This window comes from Arthrobacter sp. TS-15, from assembly GCF_006964045.1.
Classification (GTDB): Bacteria; Actinomycetota; Actinomycetes; order Actinomycetales; family Micrococcaceae; genus Arthrobacter.
The window spans coordinates 124,354-142,386 of record NZ_SDXQ01000048.1 but is presented as its reverse complement, the minus strand read 5'-3'; the positions used below and the strand labels follow the sequence as shown (position 1 = coordinate 142,386).

13 protein-coding genes and 1 pseudogene are annotated in these 18,033 nt (G+C 62.7%); 5 read left to right on the top strand and 9 right to left on the bottom strand.

The window, feature by feature from the left end; translation table 11 throughout:
• Window positions 1-590 precede the first annotated feature (590 nt).
• Window positions 591-1,130 (top strand): endonuclease domain-containing protein, encoded by a 540-nt coding sequence (locus EU811_RS24310; RefSeq protein ID WP_223942046.1) that lies wholly within the window; start codon window positions 591-593, stop codon window positions 1,128-1,130.
• 337 nt (window positions 1,131-1,467) lie between these two features.
• A complete protein-coding gene (purH, locus tag EU811_RS19525; RefSeq protein ID WP_142939957.1) occupies window positions 1,468-3,138 on the top strand; it encodes a bifunctional phosphoribosylaminoimidazolecarboxamide formyltransferase/IMP cyclohydrolase in 1,671 nt (556 codons plus the stop codon).
• A gap of 107 nt (window positions 3,139-3,245) precedes the next feature.
• Here the strand turns inward: purH and EU811_RS19520 are convergent, their stop codons facing one another.
• A complete protein-coding gene (locus EU811_RS19520; protein ID WP_142939956.1) occupies window positions 3,246-4,355 on the bottom strand; it encodes a trypsin-like serine peptidase in 1,110 nt (369 codons plus the stop codon).
• A gap of 217 nt (window positions 4,356-4,572) precedes the next feature.
• On the opposite strand from EU811_RS19520, the gene EU811_RS19515 reads away from it, so the two are divergent.
• Complete coding sequence (locus EU811_RS19515; RefSeq protein ID WP_142939955.1) at window positions 4,573-6,792, top strand: NADP-dependent isocitrate dehydrogenase; 2,220 nt, start codon at window positions 4,573-4,575, stop codon at window positions 6,790-6,792.
• A 103-nt stretch (window positions 6,793-6,895) separates the two neighbouring features.
• Here EU811_RS19515 and EU811_RS19510 read toward each other — a convergent pair whose 3' ends face one another.
• Window positions 6,896-8,005 (bottom strand): FAD-dependent oxidoreductase, encoded by a 1,110-nt coding sequence (locus EU811_RS19510; protein WP_142939954.1) that lies wholly within the window; start codon window positions 8,003-8,005, stop codon window positions 6,896-6,898.
• 197 nt (window positions 8,006-8,202) lie between these two features.
• Here EU811_RS19510 and EU811_RS19505 point away from each other — a divergent pair, with 197 nt between their 5' ends.
• Window positions 8,203-8,643: a DoxX family protein gene (locus EU811_RS19505; RefSeq protein ID WP_142939953.1), complete on the top strand. Its 441-nt coding sequence runs from the start codon at window positions 8,203-8,205 to the stop codon at window positions 8,641-8,643.
• Between the two features lie 134 nt (window positions 8,644-8,777).
• Here the strand turns inward: EU811_RS19505 and EU811_RS19500 are convergent, their stop codons facing one another.
• Window positions 8,778-9,848, bottom strand: a complete 1,071-nt coding sequence (locus EU811_RS19500; RefSeq protein ID WP_142939952.1) for a Gfo/Idh/MocA family protein — start codon at window positions 9,846-9,848, stop codon at window positions 8,778-8,780.
• A gap of 185 nt (window positions 9,849-10,033) precedes the next feature.
• On the opposite strand from EU811_RS19500, the pseudogene EU811_RS24765 reads away from it, so the two are divergent.
• Window positions 10,034-10,159 (top strand): annotated as a pseudogene (locus tag EU811_RS24765) (ABC transporter permease); the annotation flags it as partial.
• On the opposite strand, the gene EU811_RS19490 reads toward EU811_RS24765, so the two are convergent.
• The 6 genes from EU811_RS19490 to EU811_RS19465 form a co-directional block, all read right to left on the bottom strand.
• Window positions 10,137-10,829 carry an ABC transporter ATP-binding protein gene (locus EU811_RS19490; RefSeq protein WP_142939951.1) on the bottom strand — a complete coding sequence of 231 codons (693 nt, stop codon included), beginning with the start codon at window positions 10,827-10,829 and terminating at the stop codon, window positions 10,137-10,139. The pseudogene EU811_RS24765 and the gene EU811_RS19490 sit on opposite strands and share 23 nt — an antisense overlap.
• Before the next feature lie 2 nt (window positions 10,830-10,831).
• Window positions 10,832-12,268: an ABC transporter permease gene (locus EU811_RS19485; protein ID WP_142939950.1), complete on the bottom strand. Its 1,437-nt coding sequence runs from the start codon at window positions 12,266-12,268 to the stop codon at window positions 10,832-10,834.
• Window positions 12,269-12,460: 192 nt separating this feature from the next.
• On the bottom strand, window positions 12,461-13,558 hold the full coding sequence (locus tag EU811_RS19480; RefSeq protein ID WP_142939949.1) for a substrate-binding domain-containing protein: 1,098 nt from the start codon (window positions 13,556-13,558) through the stop codon (window positions 12,461-12,463).
• 53 nt (window positions 13,559-13,611) lie between these two features.
• Window positions 13,612-14,883 carry a multiple monosaccharide ABC transporter permease gene (gene mmsB, locus EU811_RS19475; RefSeq protein WP_024820035.1) on the bottom strand — a complete coding sequence of 424 codons (1,272 nt, stop codon included), beginning with the start codon at window positions 14,881-14,883 and terminating at the stop codon, window positions 13,612-13,614.
• Window positions 14,884-14,927: 44 nt separating this feature from the next.
• Entirely contained in the window at window positions 14,928-16,484 is a 1,557-nt protein-coding gene (gene mmsA / locus EU811_RS19470) for a multiple monosaccharide ABC transporter ATP-binding protein (RefSeq protein WP_142939948.1), read from the bottom strand.
• Window positions 16,485-16,613: 129 nt separating this feature from the next.
• On the bottom strand, window positions 16,614-17,804 hold the full coding sequence (locus EU811_RS19465) for an ROK family transcriptional regulator (protein WP_142939947.1): 1,191 nt from the start codon (window positions 17,802-17,804) through the stop codon (window positions 16,614-16,616).
• Window positions 17,805-18,033: the final 229 nt, after the last annotated feature.

Below are 18,033 nucleotides of genomic sequence, written 5' to 3'. Positions count from 1 at the left end.
TGGTTGGTGGTTTGGGCCGCGGAGTGGGCCTCACAAGGGGTGGGCTTTGGGTTGCGGGGCCTGCTTTGCCTGTTTGGTTGGTGGTTTGGGCCGCAGATTGGGCCTCACAAGGGGTGTGGAGGAACAGTCAAGAGCCCCCCCGAAGGGCGATTTCTGTGGATAACCGAATGCGAGCCATCGTTTCCGGCAAGCATGAATCCATGCGGAATCTCACTCCTTTGCCCTCGAATGTAGACACTCGGGGCTTTCTCGTCGCCGATGCCTATGCTGCCGGAGTGCCGCGCTGGCGACTCCAGACGAAAGACCTTGTGACGCCGAGTCGTGGCATTCGCTTGGCAAGAGCAAGCGAATTGGACCTCGCATTGCTGGGCCGACTTCATACCGCTGTGACACAGCGCTGTGCAGTCAGCCATGTCACTGCAGCGCTGTTGTGGTCCATGCCGCTCCCCATCTATCTCGAGGAAGAGGGCAGGAGCGGGCTAATCCATGTGACCCGACGGCAAGAGATCGGGAGGGTCAAGCGTCGGGGCGTAATCGGGCATCGGGCTCCACTGCTTGCTCGGGACGTTCGTATGTTGAACGGAGTTCAATTGACGTCGCCGGAATGGACATGGGTGGATCTGGCCAGGCACATGGGAAGGTCGTCGCTTGTGGCTGCCGGGGATTTTCTGTTGGCACGGGAGAATCCCCTGTCCTCGCTTGAGGCGATCCAGGAAGTCATCAATAGACGCCCCAAGGTCAAGGGAATCAGAATGGCCCGGGAGATTTTACCGTTGCTGAGGTTGGGGGTTGATTCTCCGCAGGAGTCGAGGCTACGCCTGAAAATCGTCGATGCCGGGCTGCCGGAGCCAGCGGTTACCGCGCCGATCTTCGACGAGCGCGGGAGATACATATCGACGCCCGATCTCCAATACAAGGAGTACAAAATTGCCATGGAATATGAGGGCGACCATCACCGCTCCGACCCTGTGCAGTGGGGGAAGGACATCGAACGTGACGATAGGCTTCGCGCGTTGGGGTGGATCGTCCTGAAATTCTCCGATGTCCAGATGAAGGGCGGGTGGGCTCATGCCGAACGCAAGATACGCGATGCGTTGGTGTCGCGCGGGTGGCGTGGGCCGTCGTCGTAATGTCTTGTCTGCCCTGAGTTGTGGGGCCTGGTGTGCGCCTTTCGCGCCCTTGGTGGCACGCAGAGTGGGCCTCGCAATGTAGGGGGTGTTTTTGTGGGGCCTGGTGTGCGTCCCGCGAGCGGGATGTGGCACGCAGAGTGGGCCTCGCAATGTAGGGGGTGTTTTTGTGGGGCCGGGTGTGCCTCCCGCGAGCGGGAGGTGGCACGCATGGTGGGCCTTGCAACGCAGGGCAGAAACGACGCAAAACCGGGGCGGCAACGAAACACGATAAACTCTCCGTATCCCCACACCCGCGAATCCACCCGCGATATCTACGCGAACTAAGACGGAGACTTTTGTGAGCTTGACGCAGCTTGACCGTGTTCCCATCCGCCGTGCACTGATCTCGGTTTACGACAAGACGGGACTGGAGGAGCTCGCGAAGGGCCTGCACGCAGCCGGCGTCGCCCTTGTTTCCACCGGCTCCACCGCCAAGAAGATCGCCGCCGCAGGCATCCCGGTCAAGGAAGTGGAAGAAGTCACCGGCTCCCCGGAAATGCTGGACGGCCGCGTCAAGACCCTGCACCCGCGCGTGCACGGCGGCATCCTGGCTGACCGTCGCGTCCCGGCGCACATGGACACCCTGGCCGGCATGGAGATCGAAACCTTCGACCTCGTGGTGGTGAACCTTTACCCGTTCGTGGAGACCGTGAAGTCCGGCGCAGCCCAGGATGACGTGGTTGAGCAGATCGACATCGGAGGCCCCGCCATGGTGCGTTCGGCTGCGAAGAACCACGCCGCCGTCGCCATCGTCACGGATCCCAACTTCTACGGCGCAGTAGTCGACGCCGCTGCACACGGCGGGTTCGACCTGAACACCCGTCGCCGCCTGGCCGCCAAGGCGTTCGCTCACACGGCCAGCTACGACAACGCTGTGGCTTCCTGGACGGCCAGCCAGTTCCTGGACGAAGACGGCGACGGCATCATCGACTGGCCCGCCTACGCCGGCCTGTCCCTGGAACGCTCCGAGGTCCTTCGCTACGGCGAAAACCCGCATCAGCAGGCCGCACTCTACGTGGACAAGGCCGCCCCGGCAGGCATCGCCCAGGCGGACCAGCTGCACGGTAAGGCCATGAGCTACAACAACTTCGTTGACGCCGATGCCGCCCTCCGCGCTGCTTTCGACTTCGCCGAGCCCGCGGTCGCGATCATCAAGCACGCCAACCCGTGCGGTGTGGCCGTCGGTTCCGCAGACGCTGCCGATCCGATCGCGGACGCCCACGCCAAGGCCCACGCCTGCGACCCCGTCTCCGCATTTGGTGGCGTGATTGCTGCGAACCGAACCGTCACCGCAGGCATGGCCCGCACGGTTGCCGACATCTTCACCGAGGTTGTCATCGCCCCGGACTTCGAGCCAGAAGCTGTGGAGATCCTCTCCAAGAAGAAGAACATCCGCCTCCTCGCACTGCCCGAGGGCTACGGCCGCTACCCCTCCGAGATGCGCCAGGTCTCCGGCGGCGTCCTGGTCCAGATGAGCGACAAGGTGGACGCCGACGGCGACAACCCCGCCAACTGGACCCTCGCTGCCGGCGAAGCCGCCGACGAAGCAACCCTTGCGGACCTGGCTTTCGCCTGGACCGCTTGCCGCGCGGCAAAGTCCAACGCCATCTTGATCGCCAACCACGGTGCCGCCGTGGGCATCGGCATGGGCCAGGTCAACCGCCTGGACTCCTGCCGCCTGGCCGTCGAGCGCGCCAACACGCTGGGCGTGAAGGTGGAGTCCGACGTCGACGGTGCTGGCGGTGCGTCCAACGCCGACGCGAGCGACGCACCTGAGCGTGCGCGCGGTGCCGTTGCTTCCTCGGACGCGTTCTTCCCGTTCGCCGACGGCCTGCAGATCCTGATCGACGCCGGTGTCCGCGCCGTGGTCCAGCCGGGCGGTTCCGTTCGTGACGAGGAAGTCATCGCCGCAGCCAACGCTGCCGGCATCACCATGTACTTCACCGGTGCACGCCACTTCTTCCACTAGAAGAGGAACCCGCTAGGGCCCAAGAAGCCCAACGCAACGGCGGCCGCCCCCGGAAGGGGACGGCCGCCGTCGTAGTTAACAGGGACGTGCCTACATTAGAGAGTCCGCTACGAAGCCGCTGCAGCAGTGTTGTAGGTGGACTGGATCACGGTGCCCCAGTACGGTCCGTACATGGTGGTGGAGTTGCTGCCGTATCCGTAGCTGTTCACGGAGTTCTGGTAGCCGGTGGAGCTGGTGCCGATGAACCAGGGGCCGCCCGAGGATCCACCGGTCATGTTGCAGGGGATTCCCTGGCTGTTGAACTGCGGGTTGTAGGGATCGTTGGTGGCCTTGCCGGAGCAGCTCTTGAGCGATTCACCGTTGAAGGGCGAGCCGGCCGGGTATCCGAAGGCCTTGTAGCTCAGGCCGCGGGCGGCGTTGAACTGGACGCCGGAGGAACCGACGACGTCGGCGAGGCGCTGGCCGTTGAGGGTGTTCATGACGGCGAATGCGGTGTCGTACTGCATGTTTCCGTTGGAGGCCCACTGGGTGGGGGCGTACAGCGCCTTTGCCGTCCACTTCCCGTAAGGTGCGGCGCCGTTGAGGTAGGCGGGGACGAAGACGAAGTTGGTGGCGTAGGCGCCGGGGCCTTCGTTGAGGCAGTGTCCGGCGGTGGAGACGGTGCTCTTGTTGGCCGCGGTGACGGAGTTGCCTGAGCAGACGTAGTTGGAGCCGCCAAGGGTGAAGAAGATCTTGCCGATGTGCTTGACCGGCGTTTCGCTCTGGTTGACTTTGCGATCGATGACCTTGGAATCAGCAGAGGCCTGCTGGCCTGCGATGCTGCTGATGGCGCCCGGGGCTTCGGTGACCCGGGCTTTGCCGAGGTTGAGGAGCTTGCCGCGTTCGAGGGCTTTCGCGGCAAGGATTTCGCCGGACTTGGCATTCTTCATGCGTTCCGGGGTCCAGTAGTCTGCAGCGCCGGCGTCGGACACTACATGGCTGCTGACCGCAGCGCTGCCGGAGTCTGTAGTGTTGACCGGTGCCGCGTTGGCGCTGGTGGTTCCAACCAGCGCCAGGATTGCGGCAGCGGACAGACTCAGCAGGCTTGTGGCCAGGGTCTTGGTTTTTGTCACGTTGTTCCTACCTATCGAGGGAGTGAGGCGGCCAGTGATGGCGACCGCCGACTGACGAGATTGAAGGTACCCAACGTATGACAAGTTTGTAAAGAGATGTTTCACATTTTGTGATATTTTGCTGTCACTTCTTGTTGAGCTGCTGGAGGGGGGCGTACGACGGCGGCGGGCGGCAGCGACGGTCAGGCCGCCGTCGAGCGTAAATCGCTTTCCCGGACGGTAATGCGGAGAGTGATCCCGGACACGAAGAGCCGTCAAAACGGTCTACTCGGGTAAGTTAGGAGATGTTGAAATCTGCAGACTTTCAGGGAGAACCCCGCCAATGGCCAAGATTATCTATACCCACACAGACGAAGCGCCGATGCTGGCAACGTACTCATTCCTGCCGATCGTGGAAGCGTACGCCTCCACCGCGGGGGTAGAGGTGGAGACCCGCGACATCTCGCTGGCCGGCCGCATCATCGCCGTCTTCGGTGATTTCCTGACAGAAGAACAGCGCACGGGCAACGCCCTTGCTGAACTTGGTGAACTGGCAAAGCAGCCGGAAGCCAACATCATCAAGCTGCCCAACATCAGCGCCTCCGTGCCGCAGCTCAAGGCTGCCATCGCCGAGCTCCAGGCCCAGGGCTTCGCCCTGCCGGACTACCCGGACAACCCTTCCTCGGACACCGAGACGGACATCCGCTCGCGTTACGACAAGATCAAGGGTTCCGCCGTGAACCCGGTCCTGCGCGAAGGCAACTCGGACCGCCGCGCGCCCCTGTCGGTGAAGAACTACGCCCGCCAGAACCCGCACTCCATGGGCGCCTGGACCCCGGAGTCCAAGACCAACGTTGCCACCATGGGTGAGAACGACTTCCGCTCCAACGAGAAGTCCGTTGTCCTCAAGGCTGACGATTCCCTGACCATTCAGCTGGTCCGTGAAGACGGCACCACCAAGGTCCTCAAGAAGGACTTCCCCGTCCTGGCCGGCGAAGTTGTGGACGCCACCGTGCTCCGCGCCGACGCCCTGGACGAGTTCCTCAAGGCACAGGTTGCCCGCGCCAAGGAAGAGGGCGTCCTCTTCTCCGCGCACCTGAAGGCCACCATGATGAAGGTCTCTGACCCCATCATCTTCGGCCACGTGGTCAAGGCTTACTTCTCCGAGCTGTTCGAGACCTACGGCAAGCAGCTCGCAGCCGCAGGCATCAGCCCGAACAACGGCCTCGCTGCGATCCTCAGCGGCTTGGAAGACCTGCCGGAGGACGTCCGCGAAGGCGTCAAGGCAGCCATCACCAAGGGCCTCGAAGACGGTCCCGCACTGGCCATGGTGGACTCGGACAAGGGCATCACCAGCCTGCACGTTCCGTCGGACATCATTGTTGACGCTTCCATGCCTGCCATGATCCGTTCCTCCGGCCACATGTGGGGCCCGGACGGCAAGGAAGCCGACACCCTGGCTGTCATTCCGGACAGCTCCTACGCCGGCGTTTACCAGGTTGTCCTGGACGACTGCCGCGCCAACGGTGCGTTCGACCCCACCACCATGGGCACCGTTCCCAACGTGGGCCTCATGGCACAGGCAGCCGAAGAATACGGCAGCCACGACAAAACCTTCGAGATCCAGGCAGCTGGCACCGTCCAGCTCGTGGACAGCAAGGGCAACGTCCTCACCGAGCACCAGGTCTTCCCGGGTGACATCTGGCGCGCCTGCCAGACCAAGGACATCCCGGTCCGCGACTGGGTCAAGCTGGCCGTCACCCGTGCCCGCGCTTCCCAGACGCCGGCCGTGTTCTGGCTGGACGAGACCCGCGCCCACGACGCCAACCTGATTGCCAAGGTCAACGAGTACCTCAAGGACCACGACACCGAGGGCCTGGAGATTAAGATCCTTTCCCCGGTTGAGGCTACGGCCTTCACCCTGGAGCGCATCCGCAAGGGCGAAGACACCATCTCCGTCACCGGTAACGTCCTCCGCGACTACCTCACGGACCTGTTCCCGATCCTCGAGCTCGGCACCAGCGCCAAGATGCTCTCCATCGTTCCGCTGATCAACGGTGGCGGCCTGTTCGAGACCGGCGCCGGTGGCTCCGCTCCCAAGCACGTCCAGCAGCTGGTCAAGGAAAACCACCTCCGCTGGGACAGCCTGGGCGAATTCCTTGCCCTTGCCGTCAGCTTCGAGCACCTTGCCACCACCACCGGCAACGCCCGCGCACAGGTCCTGGCCGACACGCTGGACCGCGCCACGGGAACTTTCCTGCTGGAGAACAAGTCCCCTCGCCGCAGCGTTGGCGAGCTGGACAACCGCGGAAGCCACTTCTACCTGGCCACGTACTGGGCCCAGGAACTGGCAAAGCAGACCGAAGACGCCGAGTTGGCCAAGGACTTCGCGGCAATCGCGGACGCCCTGACCTCCAACGAAGAGGCAATCGTCGGCGAGCTGGCCGCAGTCCAGGGTACCGCCGTCGACCTCGGCGGCTACTACCGTCCGGACGCTGCCAAGGCCGCAGAGATCATGCGCCCGTCGGCTACGTTCAACAAGGTCCTCGCGACCCTGAAGTAGTCCCTCGAGCTCGGGTGCCTTTCACGGGCGCCCGAGCTCCGAGTTTTTGTACAGCTAATGCCCCCAAGACGCGGTCTTGGGGGCATTATCTGTACAAAAACTCCTAGCGGTCCGCGCGGAACCGCTCAGGTGCCAAGCCGCCGTCGACGATGTCCTTCAGCACCCGGCCGATAGCGGGCGTGAACTTGAAGCCGTGACCCGAGAAGCCTGCGCCCACCACCAGCGGACCGAAACGGTCCAGCACAAAGTCCTCGTTGGGCGTGGTGGTGTAAGTGCAGCTGATGGGAACCGCGGTGGAGGGGTCGACGCCGGGAAGCCACTCTTCGGCGTACCGCACCAACGCTTCCATCTGGTGGGGGATGGGCTCGAACGTGCGCTCGTCCGGATCCATGACCGGGCCGACGCCGTGCCAGCCGGCCTTGACGCCTTCGCCGGGAGTGAGCATGCCGTAGACGGGGCTATACCAGTACTCGTAGGCTTCGTTGTTCGGATCCGGGTCCGGGCTGTGGTTGAAGCTCGGCCACACCAGCGTGTTGTCCCTGGGAGTGAAGTGGGCCGGTTGCTCCTGCGTCACCACCAAGGCGGGCAGTTTCACGTGCTTGCTGACCAGCTTGTTGGTCCATGCACCTGCCGTGACCACCACGCGGCTGGCGGTGTATTCGGTCTCCTCGGTCACTACCACCACGGATTCGCCGCCGTCGATCCGGATGTCATGGACCGGCGTCGAGTATTTAAAGACGGCACCGTGTGCTTCCGCTGATTTCCGTAGCGCCACCAGGGCGTCGGCCGAACGGATCCGGCCGGAGCCTGGAACAAAGAGGACGTCGGTGGCGAAGTTCATGCCCAGCCACCGGTTGGCAGCTTCGTCGGGGGAGATGAAGTAGCTCTCGATGCCCCGTGCCTCGTGGGCTTCCCGGACCTCCTGAAGGCGGGGGACGTTTCCGTGGTTCACGAGGCCCACCATGTCCAGAAGCGGTGCGCCGTGCTCTGCCGCCAGCTCGTCCCACAGGATCTTGGACTCGGCGAGGAGGTCCAGGTAGTCGGCCTCGGCGTAGGCGGTGTTGAAGTTGCGGGTGGCGCCGTGCGAAGCGCCGATGTGGTGGCCGGCCTCAAATTGCTCCAACAGAACTACTGAGCGACCCGCCCGGGCCAGTTGCCAGGCCGCAGCCGATCCCATGGCTCCTCCGCCAACAACTACAACGTCAACCTGCATGCTTGCTCCATCCGCAATGGCCCTCTTGAAAAACGTGACCCCCGAAAGAGGGCCACCTCCCATTCTGCCCCCACTCACCCAACTAGGTCGCAGCTGAGCGTGTTTTGAGCCGTCAAAACGCGCTCAGCTGCGACCCAGTTGGGTTGGTGGCGGGTACGGGTTGGCGGTGGGGACGAAGGCATGACAGATTGGAATCCGTGAAATTCCTTCACCCGTCTCCCAAGTCTTCCTCCCGCGGCGTCACCATCCTGCGGGTGGTGTTCGGTGCGCTCCTCATGGTCCATGGCTTCCAGAAGTTCCTGGCCGGGCACGCCGCCTTTGCCGCGTCCGTGGCTGCCATGGGTGTGCAGAAGCCCGAGGTTGTGGCGTGGCTGGTGATCGCCGGTGAACTGGGCCTGGGGCTGCTCTTGGTACTCGGCGCCCTGACCCGGGTGGCTGGTTTCCTGGCGGCGATCATGTTCGCGGGGATCTGGTTCGTGACCGAAGCGGGCAAACCCTTGCTCACTGACAAGTCCGGTGTCACGGCCGAGCTCCTGATCGTATACTTCGCTATTTCCATAGCGTTCGTTTTCCTCGGGCCGGGTGCGCTGTCCCTTGACCGCAAGCTGGCACGGCAACCAGCTCGCCAAGGGCGTTAACGCACCTGGGTTAAATTACGACGGCGGCACTGGCCTTTCGTTGTGAGGCCTCCTCTGCGGGATATCCCTGGGTTTTACGGCGCATAGTGGGCCTCGCAACGCAGCCGCGAGTGCTCAATTCACCGTAGGTCAGTTCACGGCGCGTCGTTGGGGTACCGGATTCCAAGCTGGGACCGCACGCCGTCAAAGAGACGCATGACGTTGATAGAGTCCTCCAGCGGCATCACCGGGCTTTCTGTCAGGCCTTGTTGGATGCACCGGGTCACTTCACGGAGTTCGTACGTGTAGCCAATACCTACAACGTCAAACTGTTCGCGCCGCGGCTCGTCCCAACCAATCCGGATCAGCAGCTCGCGCGGGTTGTTCACGGAACCCACAGCCTGCAGGAAACCGAGGCCGCCGGCTACCGTGGCCGTCCGGGGTCCGTGTGCCATCAGGGAGGACGTCAGCTGCGCCTGCGCACCCGTGTCATAGCCGAGGGTCAAGGCGTTCTGGCTGTCCACGCCGTCGTCGTTGAGCGTGCCGATTGCGGTGACCGACTGCGGGAAGCCCAGTGTTCCCAGCGCCCACAGCAGCGGGTAGACGGTGATGTCCAGGAGCGCTCCGCCGCCGTCGTTCAGAGCCCAAATCCGTGCGGTGGGATCGTAGGGTGCCGGGAAACCGAGATCGGCGCTGACCCACTGGATTTGCCCGAGTTCGCCGGAGGCAGCTATGGAAAAAGCACGCTGCATGCTCGGCAGGAAACGGCTCCAGACGGCTTCCATGAAGAACACCTTCTGCTCCCGAGCCAGCTTCACCAGCTCGGTGGCTTCGCGGGCGTTGATGGTGAGGGCTTTCTCGCACAAGACGTGCTTCCCTGACCGCAAAGCGGCCGAGGCAATCTGAAAATGTTGGGCATGCGGCGTCGCCACGTATACGACGTCCACGGCGGGATCCTCGAACAGACGCTGGTAGCCGGGTACGTCGCCGTCGTCCCCGTAACCTTTGGTGAAGCCAAGCGCGCGGGCGAACGTATCTGCGGCCGCCTGGGTGCGGGAGCTCACTGCATACAATTCCGCATCTTCAAGCAGTGCCAAGTCTTGAGACACACTGTTGGCAATGTTGCCGGTGGACACCACACCCCACCGCAGCGGCCGACCGGTTGCTGCCCGGGGATCCTGGTTGGTCTGGGTGAAGAGCCACGGCACGGCGATAGGAAGTGTCATGCCGTTCATCCTCTCATTTCGGGCAGGTCTTAGCGGTTACAGGGACGTGGTGCGCACCCTTTCGCGCCCACCGCTCCCGTAAACCTCTGGTGCGCCGGGCGGGTACGGGTGCGCCCTGGGGGAACGTGGGGTGCGCCGGGCGGGAACGGGTGCGCAGAAGAGGGCAGGCCGGGGTCCGACACAGCCCGGCCTTCCCCATCGAGGCCGCCCTGATGGGGTTCGGCGCAGCCGTCCTTGTGGGCGCACTCGCCGGAGCCATTCCTGCGCTCGTGGCGGTGCGTGTCAAGGTCATTGACGCGATCCGGTTCTGACCTCCTCGGTAAGCCTGCCCTGCTGAAGCCGGAAGCAACGCTCGGTTTTCCGGGCCAGGCTGCGGTCGTGCGTGACTACCAGGATGGTGGTGTTGTGATCGCGGCTCAGGGAGCTCAACAGTTCAATGATGTGCTCACCGGTTTGCTCATCCAGGTTTCCGGTGGGCTCATCGGCGAGGATCAGCTTGGGCTCGTTGGCCAGCGCCCGGGCAATCGCCACACGCTGCTGCTCGCCACCGGACAATCGGTTGGTGCGGCGTGAGTGCTTCTCCGGGTCCAACTGCACCTGCACCAACAGCTCTTTGGCCCGCTGCAACCTGGCCGCTTTGCGGACACCGGCGAACTCCATGGGCAGCATCACGTTGTCCACTGCGCTGAGGTTGGGGATCAGGTTGAACTGCTGGAAAACAAATCCGATGTCCCGGCGGCGATACTCGGTCAGCTTGCCGTCCGGCAGACCGGCCAGGCTGACGCCATCCACGACGACGTCCCCTGAGGTGGGTTTGTCCAGCGCACCCAGGAGGGACAACAGTGTGCTTTTGCCGCTGCCGCTCTTGCCCACAATGGATGCCAGCGAGCCCTTTTCAAGCTCAAAATTCACGCCGTTGACGGGTTTGATGGTCCGGTCACCGGACTTGAACTGACGGACCAGGTCCTTGACTACAATCACGGCTATTCTCCTCGGAGTACTTCGATGGGACGGATGCGGGCGGTCAGCAACGCCGGGACCAACGCGCCGATGATGGCTACTGCGAACACGGCTGCGATACCTGCTGCGAGGACCCCGGGGGAGACGCTCGCTGTCACGGAGGTCAGCAACTGGGAAGCTCCACCGAACGGCCCGCCCTGGCCACCGCCCATCCCGCCACCCGGGACGCCGCCGTTAGGCATGGCACCTGCGAGCCCGCCGCCACGCTGGGTGGTGGTGGCCGCCGTCGTTGTGGTGTTCGAACTGATCAGAGCCGAGGCGATGCCGCCGCTGGCCAGGGAAGCAATCACGGCGCCCACCACACTGCCCAGGGCCACCAGGACCAACGACTCAAGGACGAACTGCAACCCGATGGTACGGTTCCGGGCACCGATGGCTTTCAGGACACCGATTTCGCGGCGGCGCTCGCGGACCAGCATGACCATGATGAGCAGGATGATGATCCCGGCAGTGGCCAGTGCCGCGATGAACGCGATCAGCGAGATGTTTTTGACGCTGTCCAGTGAGCTGACGGCGGTTTCGAGGTTGCGCTGACCTTGGGTGACGTCTGCTTTGTCCGTGCCGAGGGCGTCCTGGACGGCAGTTTTGGTGCTGTCCACGTTTTCCATGCTGTTGACCGTGACGATCATGGTTGAGAGTTCATCCGGGGTCTCGGCCAGTGTTTGGGCTTCCGGGAGGGTCACGTAGACGGCGTTGTTGCCGAACGTGGTTCCGGCGTCGAAAATGCCCGCCACGGTGAACGTCTTGTCCTGGATGGTGAATGTGGAGCCCACCATCAGGCTGTTCTTCTCAGCCAGGGACGTGCCTACCAAGGCCTTCGCCTCCGACGCCGCGTAGTCTCCCAAGCCGGTGCCACTGGTGATGTCCAGGGCCTTGCCGGTGGTGTCCACCTCGGCGCCGATGCCCGTCGCCGTGATGGGGAGCGTGCGCGCTGGCTGGGTGCTGCCTGTTGTTCCGGTGGACCCGTTGCGGTTGCCGAGCGTACCGGCGTCGACGGCGGCCGTCAGGTTGGTACTGACCGTCGCCTGCTGCCCGCCGGGACCGAAGCCACCGCCCGGGCCGGCCTGCTGCGTGGTTTCGGTGGTAGCCGTGGTCGCCGTCTGCAGACGAAGGGCCTTGGTACCAACCACCGATGTCACATTGGCGACCGAAGCCGCAGTCTCAGCCTCCGCCGTCGTGAGTGGTTCACCGCCGCCTTCAAAGCCTTGGCCACCAGCCGGATTCACCGTCAGGGTGGTGCCCACGGAGGCATTGAGCTCCTGAACCTTGGCACCGACGGCCTGGTTGGCCACGAGCATGGCCAACGCCAGGCCGATGGCTACGGCCAGGACGGCAACAACCGCCGCCGTTCTGATCTTGTTGCGGAAGGCATTGCCTACGCTTCGGGCAAGGACGCTCACATTTCTCCTCTTGACCTGCACATTTGGTGGGCCCACTGGACGTGGGCTGCAGATCCAAGACTCGTAAGTGCTGCTGTGCGGCAAGCCTGCCGAAGCTATGCGTGGGCTGTGAAAGGTGGAGGGCAAGCAAAAGCCCCGGCCCGCCTGCTGGCGGACCGGGGCTTGCTTGTAAAGGTGTTACCTGGTGATCAGTTACTTGGTGAGCGGGCCAAGTACCGGATCGTCAACGTAAGCCGTCTTGACGTTCTCCAGAGTCACGATCTGCGGCGGGAGAAGGTAAGCCGGGACGGTCTTGACGCCGTTGTTGTAGGATTCCTTGTCGTTGATCTCCAGTTCCTTGCCGGCCTGGAGGTCCTTCACCATGGTGATGGCGTGCTCAACGAGCTTGCGGGTGTCCTTGTTGATGGTGGAGTACTGCTCGCCGGCGATGATCGACTTCACAGACTCAACTTCGGAGTCCTGGCCGGTCACGATGGGGAGCGGCTTGCCGGCGGCCTTGACGGACGTCAGCACTGCGCGGGCCAAAGTGTCGTTCGGGGAGAGAACGCCGTCCAGAGACGCGCTGCCGTAGCTGCCGGTGAGCAGCGTGTCAGCACGACGCTGGGCGTTCTCAGCCTTCCAGCCCTGGGTCACAGCCTGCTCGAACGTGGTCTGGCCGGACAGGACCTTGAGGGTTCCGTCGTCGATCTTCGGCTTCAGGACGCTCATGGCGCCGTCAAAGAAGACCTTCGCGTTGGCGTCATCGGGAGAGCCGGCAAAGAGCTCGATGTTGTACGGACCGGACGCCTTCTTGGCCTTCATGCCGTTCAACAGGGCCTCGCCCTGAAGGACACCTACCTTGAAGTTGTCGTACGCCACGTAGTAGTCCACGTTCTCGGTGTTGAGAAGCAGGCGGTCGTATGCTATCACTGTGGCGCCGGAGTCCTTGGCCTGCTGAAGCTGCGTACCCAGCTGAGCGCCGTCGATGGCTCCCACAATGATGACCTTTGCACCCTTGGTGACCATGGCGCTGATCTGGTTCTGCTGCTCGGATACGCCGCCGTTGGCGAACTGGACGTCGGCCTTGAAGCCGGCGCCGGTGAGGCCATCGTTGAACAGCTTCTCCGCGAGGACCCAGTTTTCGCTGGTCTTCTGCGGAAGTGCGACGCCGATCAGCGAGTCCTTGGGGAACGCTTCCCCGCCTGCCGTGCTGGTGCTTGAGCCGCTGTCAGTGCGGCCGCAGGCTGTCAGCGCCAGTGCCGCGATGGCAGCGACTGCTGCTGCCTTTCCTGCTTTACCAAACATTCGCATATCTTGGTTCACTTTCTGTGTGGGTGGGGTGGAGCGAGTCGTGGGGAAGCGGTTTACGCTTCCTTGGAGATGACCTCTTTGGTGGACGTGGTTTCGTCCGGCTTGATCTCGTTGTTGTTTCGCTGGAATCCCTTGATCAGCATGCCCGTGATGGACCGCTTGCCCTGGGACTTGTTGTAGACATCGAAGGCGACTGCGGCCAGGAGCACCAGGCCCTTGATGATCTGGGTGAGGTCGGCGCCAACACCCAGGAGCTGGAGGCCGTTGTTGAGGACAGCCATGACCAGGCCACCTACAATCGAGCCGATCACGGTGCCAACACCACCGGTAACGGCGGCGCCACCGATGAAGACGGCTGCAATGGCATCCAGTTCCCAACCGACGCCGTCGAACGGGCCGGAAGCAGTAGAGCGGGCAACGAAGATCATGCCTGCCAGGCCAGCCAGGATGGACATGTTCATCATCACCATGAAGTTGACCTTCTTGGACTGAACGCCGGACAGCTCGGCTGCGTGGCGGTTACCACCCACGGCGTAGACGTGACGGCCAAGGACCGTCTTGTCAGCGATGAATCCGTAGATGAGCACAAGAACGGCCAGGATCAGGCCGGGGATGGGGAAGGACGTTCCGGGGCGGCCGGTGGCGAACAGGTACGTTGCGTAGAGGATGGCACCGCAGATCAGGACCAGCTTGGTGACCTCTACCCAGAGCTCGGGAACGTCGGCGCCAAGGGCCTTTGCTGCTGCACGGGCACGCAGGGACATGATCACAACGAAGGCTGCCGCCACAATTCCGATGAGAAGTGTGAGGTTGTTGAATCCGGTGTTCGGGCCGATCTCGGGCAGGTAACCGGAACCAATGAACTGGAATTCCTTGGACACCGGGATGGTGTTGGATTTGCCCACGAACTGGTTGAAGCCACGGAACAGGAGCATGCCGGCCAAGGTCACGATGAAGGCCGGGATGCCCACATACGCTGTCCAAAGTCCCTGCCAGGCGCCGATCACCGCGCCCAGAAGCAGGCCGAAGAGCACCCCTGCCCACCAAGGCAGGCCCCAGTCCCGCATGGCGAGGGCAACCGATACGCCCACGAATGCGGCCACGGAACCCACCGAGAGGTCGATGTGGCCGGCGATGATGACCAGCACCATGCCAATAGCCAGGATCAGGATGTAGGAGTTGCCGTTGAACAGGTTGATCACGTTGCCCGGGGTCAACGTGCGGCCCCCGGTGAAGATCTGGAAGAAGACGATAAGTGCCACCAGGGCGAAGATCATGCCGAACTGGCGGGTATTGCCACCAAATAGCTTCTTGAGCGCGTTCATTGTTTTGGTCCTTGTGTCAGGAAGGGGTAAGGCTGGGCCAACGGTCAGGCTGTCTTGCGGGCGGAAGTCATGAGCTTCATGAGGCTTTCCTGGGTTGCTTCGTTCTTTTCCAGGACACCGGTGATGGCGCCTTCAAAAATGGTGTAGATCCGATCGGACAGGCCCAGGAGCTCAGGAAGCTCCGAGGAAATGACAATCACTCCCTTGCCCTGGTTGGCAAGCCTCTGGATGATGCCGTAGATCTCGTACTTGGCACCAACATCGATACCGCGGGTGGGCTCATCCAGGATCAGGAGGTCCGGATCAGTGAACATCCACTTGGCCAGCACCACCTTCTGCTGATTACCGCCGGAGAGCTTGGCAACGCCTTCCTCAACCGAGGGAGTCTTTGTCCGCAGGGATTTCCGGTATTCCTCTGCAACGGAGAATTCCTTGCGGGTGTCCACCACGGAGTAGTTGCTGATCTTGTCCAGCGCTGCCGACACTGTGGTGGTCTTGATGTCATCCAGCAGGTTCAGGCCCAAGGACTTGCGGTCCTCGGTGACGTAACCGAGTCCGGCGTCGATCGCTGAACGGACGCTGCGGAGGTTGACTGCCTTGCCGTCCTTGTACACCTGCCCCTTGATGAAGCGTCCGTAGGAGTGGCCGAACAGGGAACGGGCAAGTTCCGTGCGTCCGGCGCCCATGAGACCTGCGAAGCCAACGATTTCGCCGCGGCGGACGTAGAAGTTGGAGCCTTTGCAGATCAGGCGGTCCTGAATCTGGGGGTGACCCACGGTCCAGTCCTTGACCTCGAAGAAGACTTCACCGATTTTCGGCTCGTGATCCGGGAAGCGGGACTCGAGCGTCCGGCCCACCATCCCCTTGATGATGCGGTCCTCGTCCACACCATCCCGCTTGACGTTCAGGGTTTCGATCGACTTGCCGTCGCGGATGATGGTGATCTCGTCCGCGATCTGTTCGATCTCGTTGAGCTTGTGGGAAATGATGATCGAGGTGATGCCCTTGCCCTTCAGGCCAAGGATCAGGTCCAGCAGGTGCTGGGAGTCGGATTCGTTCAGTGCCGCCGTGGGCTCGTCCAGGATCAGGAGCTTCACGGATTTGTTCAGTGCCTTGGCGATCTCCACCAGCTGCTGCTTGCCGACGCCGATTTCCTTGATGGGGGTATCGGGATCCTCACGGAGGCCAACGCGGGCCAGGAGTTCGAGGGAGCGCTTGCGGGCTTCCGCCCAGTCAATGACGCCCCATTTGGTGGGTTCGTTGCCCAGGAAGATGTTCTCCATGATGGACAATTCCGGGATCAACGCCAGTTCCTGGTGGATGATCACGATGCCCGCGGCTTCGCTTGCGCGGATGTCCTTGAACTGCTGCGTCTGGGCCTGGTACACGATGTCGCCTGTGTAGCTGCCGTAGGGGTAGACGCCGGACAGGACCTTCATGAGCGTGGATTTGCCGGCGCCGTTCTCACCGCAGATGGCGTGGATTTCGCCGGCCATCACGCGCAGGCTCACATTCGACAAGGCCTTCACGCCTGGGAATTCCTTCGTGATCGAGCGCATCTCCAAGAGGATGGGATCACCTTGCGTGTCGAGGGATGTCATCAGCCCTTACGCCTCCAATGCATGACTTCGTTGTCGGCCCCGCAATGGCGAGGCTGTCTGATGAAAAAGTAAACTGGATCACCCGTCTTGTCGTCAAGACTTGAACGCATGATCCAGCTAACGATTTCGTTACCTACCGGTAATGCCGGCGTGTTGGAACACCAACGCAGCCGCTCCCAGCGCTTCTGCACGTGCTCCGAGGGAGGACATGGCCAGGTGCGTCGTCTCGCCCACCACGGGCACAGCGTGGCGCACCAGGCCCCTCCGGATAGGGTCCAGGAGGAGGTCGCCCAGGCCCGCCAACGGGCCGCCCACCACAATGACTTCCGGGTTGATCAGATTGGACACGTTGCCCAAGGCGCGGCCCACCGCCAGTCCGGCGTCGTCCACTACGCGCTGGGTTGCGGAGTCGCCGGCGAGGCAATTACGGACAATGTCCTGCGGCGTCAGCAGTGCCTCCTGGCCGCGCCCCAATAACTCGATCATGGTGGTGGTGGACGCTATCGTTTCCAGGCAACCCCTGTTGCCGCAGCGGCACACCAGGCCGTGTTCGTGAATGGTGGCGTGGCCGATTTCCCCGGTGATGCCCACGTTGCCGTAATAGGGGAATCCATTGAGAATCAGGCCTGCGCCGATGCCCGAGCCGATCTTGAGGAACATGAGGTTTGAGACTCCGCTGTGGGGGCCCCACGTCACTTCGGACAGGGCGCCCAGGTTCGCGTCGTTGTCAACAAACACGGGGCAGTTCAGTGCTTCCTCCAGCCGATGGAGGATGTCGATGCCCACCCATTCTGGGAGGATTGCTCCCTGGGCCACCGTGCCGGATCGCCGATCGATGGGGCCCGGGATGCCTGCGCCCGCGCCCACTACCGCGGTACGGTCTATCCCGTTTTCCTGCAGCAGTTTTTCCAGCAGCAGGACTGCGGCAGCAATGCCCTCTTCTGCCTGGTGACCAAGGGGTAATTCGATGTAATCCTCGGCAATGACGTGATAGCCCAGCGAGGCCAGGACTACCCGCAGGTGGCGGCGTCCGAAGTCGATTCCGACGGCGACGGCACCGTTGCTGTTCAACCGCACATTGGTTGCCCGGCGGCCGGAGCTTGTGGTGGGCTCCGTTGATACCAGACCGGCGTCCTGCATGATTTTGACGATGTTGGAAACCGTTGCCGTGGATAGCCCGGTCTGCCGCGAGAGCTCTGCTTGCGTGGAGGGCCCGCTCAGCAGGCATTCGATGATGCGTTGCTGATTGAGGTGGCGCAGTGCGGACTGCGAGCCGGGTTTTCTTGGATGGCTCTTCGTTGAGCGCTGCGTTGCGGACATGACAAGAAGATTGCCCCACAAGCGAGCTTGTAGTCAAGAAGTGAACACAAGGAGTCAATCATTGCCGACATACTCCAACGCAAGAACACTTGACATGTACCCGTTGTGAGGCCCGCTATGCAGGGTAATTCCACGATTTTGGGTGCAGAGCGGGCCTCACAACGGGAGGTTGGGGGCAATGTGTCCCGATTTTGCTACCGGCGGGTCCAAACGCCCGGCCCTTGATACC

Excerpts from the sequence above, each read along its gene's own strand:
- EU811_RS19515 (WP_142939955.1), top strand. The coding sequence starts at position 4,573 with ATGGCCAAGATTATCTATACCCACACAGACGAAGCGCCGATGCTGGCA.
- EU811_RS19510 (WP_142939954.1), bottom strand. The coding sequence starts at position 8,005 with ATGCAGGTTGACGTTGTAGTTGTTGGCGGAGGAGCCATGGGATCGGCT.
- EU811_RS19500 (WP_142939952.1), bottom strand. The coding sequence starts at position 9,848 with ATGACACTTCCTATCGCCGTGCCGTGGCTCTTCACCCAGACCAACCAG.
- EU811_RS19480 (WP_142939949.1), bottom strand. The coding sequence starts at position 13,558 with ATGCGAATGTTTGGTAAAGCAGGAAAGGCAGCAGCAGTCGCTGCCATC.
- mmsB (WP_024820035.1), bottom strand. The coding sequence starts at position 14,883 with ATGAACGCGCTCAAGAAGCTATTTGGTGGCAATACCCGCCAGTTCGGC.
- mmsA (WP_142939948.1), bottom strand. The coding sequence starts at position 16,484 with ATGACATCCCTCGACACGCAAGGTGATCCCATCCTCTTGGAGATGCGC.
- EU811_RS19465 (WP_142939947.1), bottom strand. The coding sequence starts at position 17,804 with ATGTCCGCAACGCAGCGCTCAACGAAGAGCCATCCAAGAAAACCCGGC.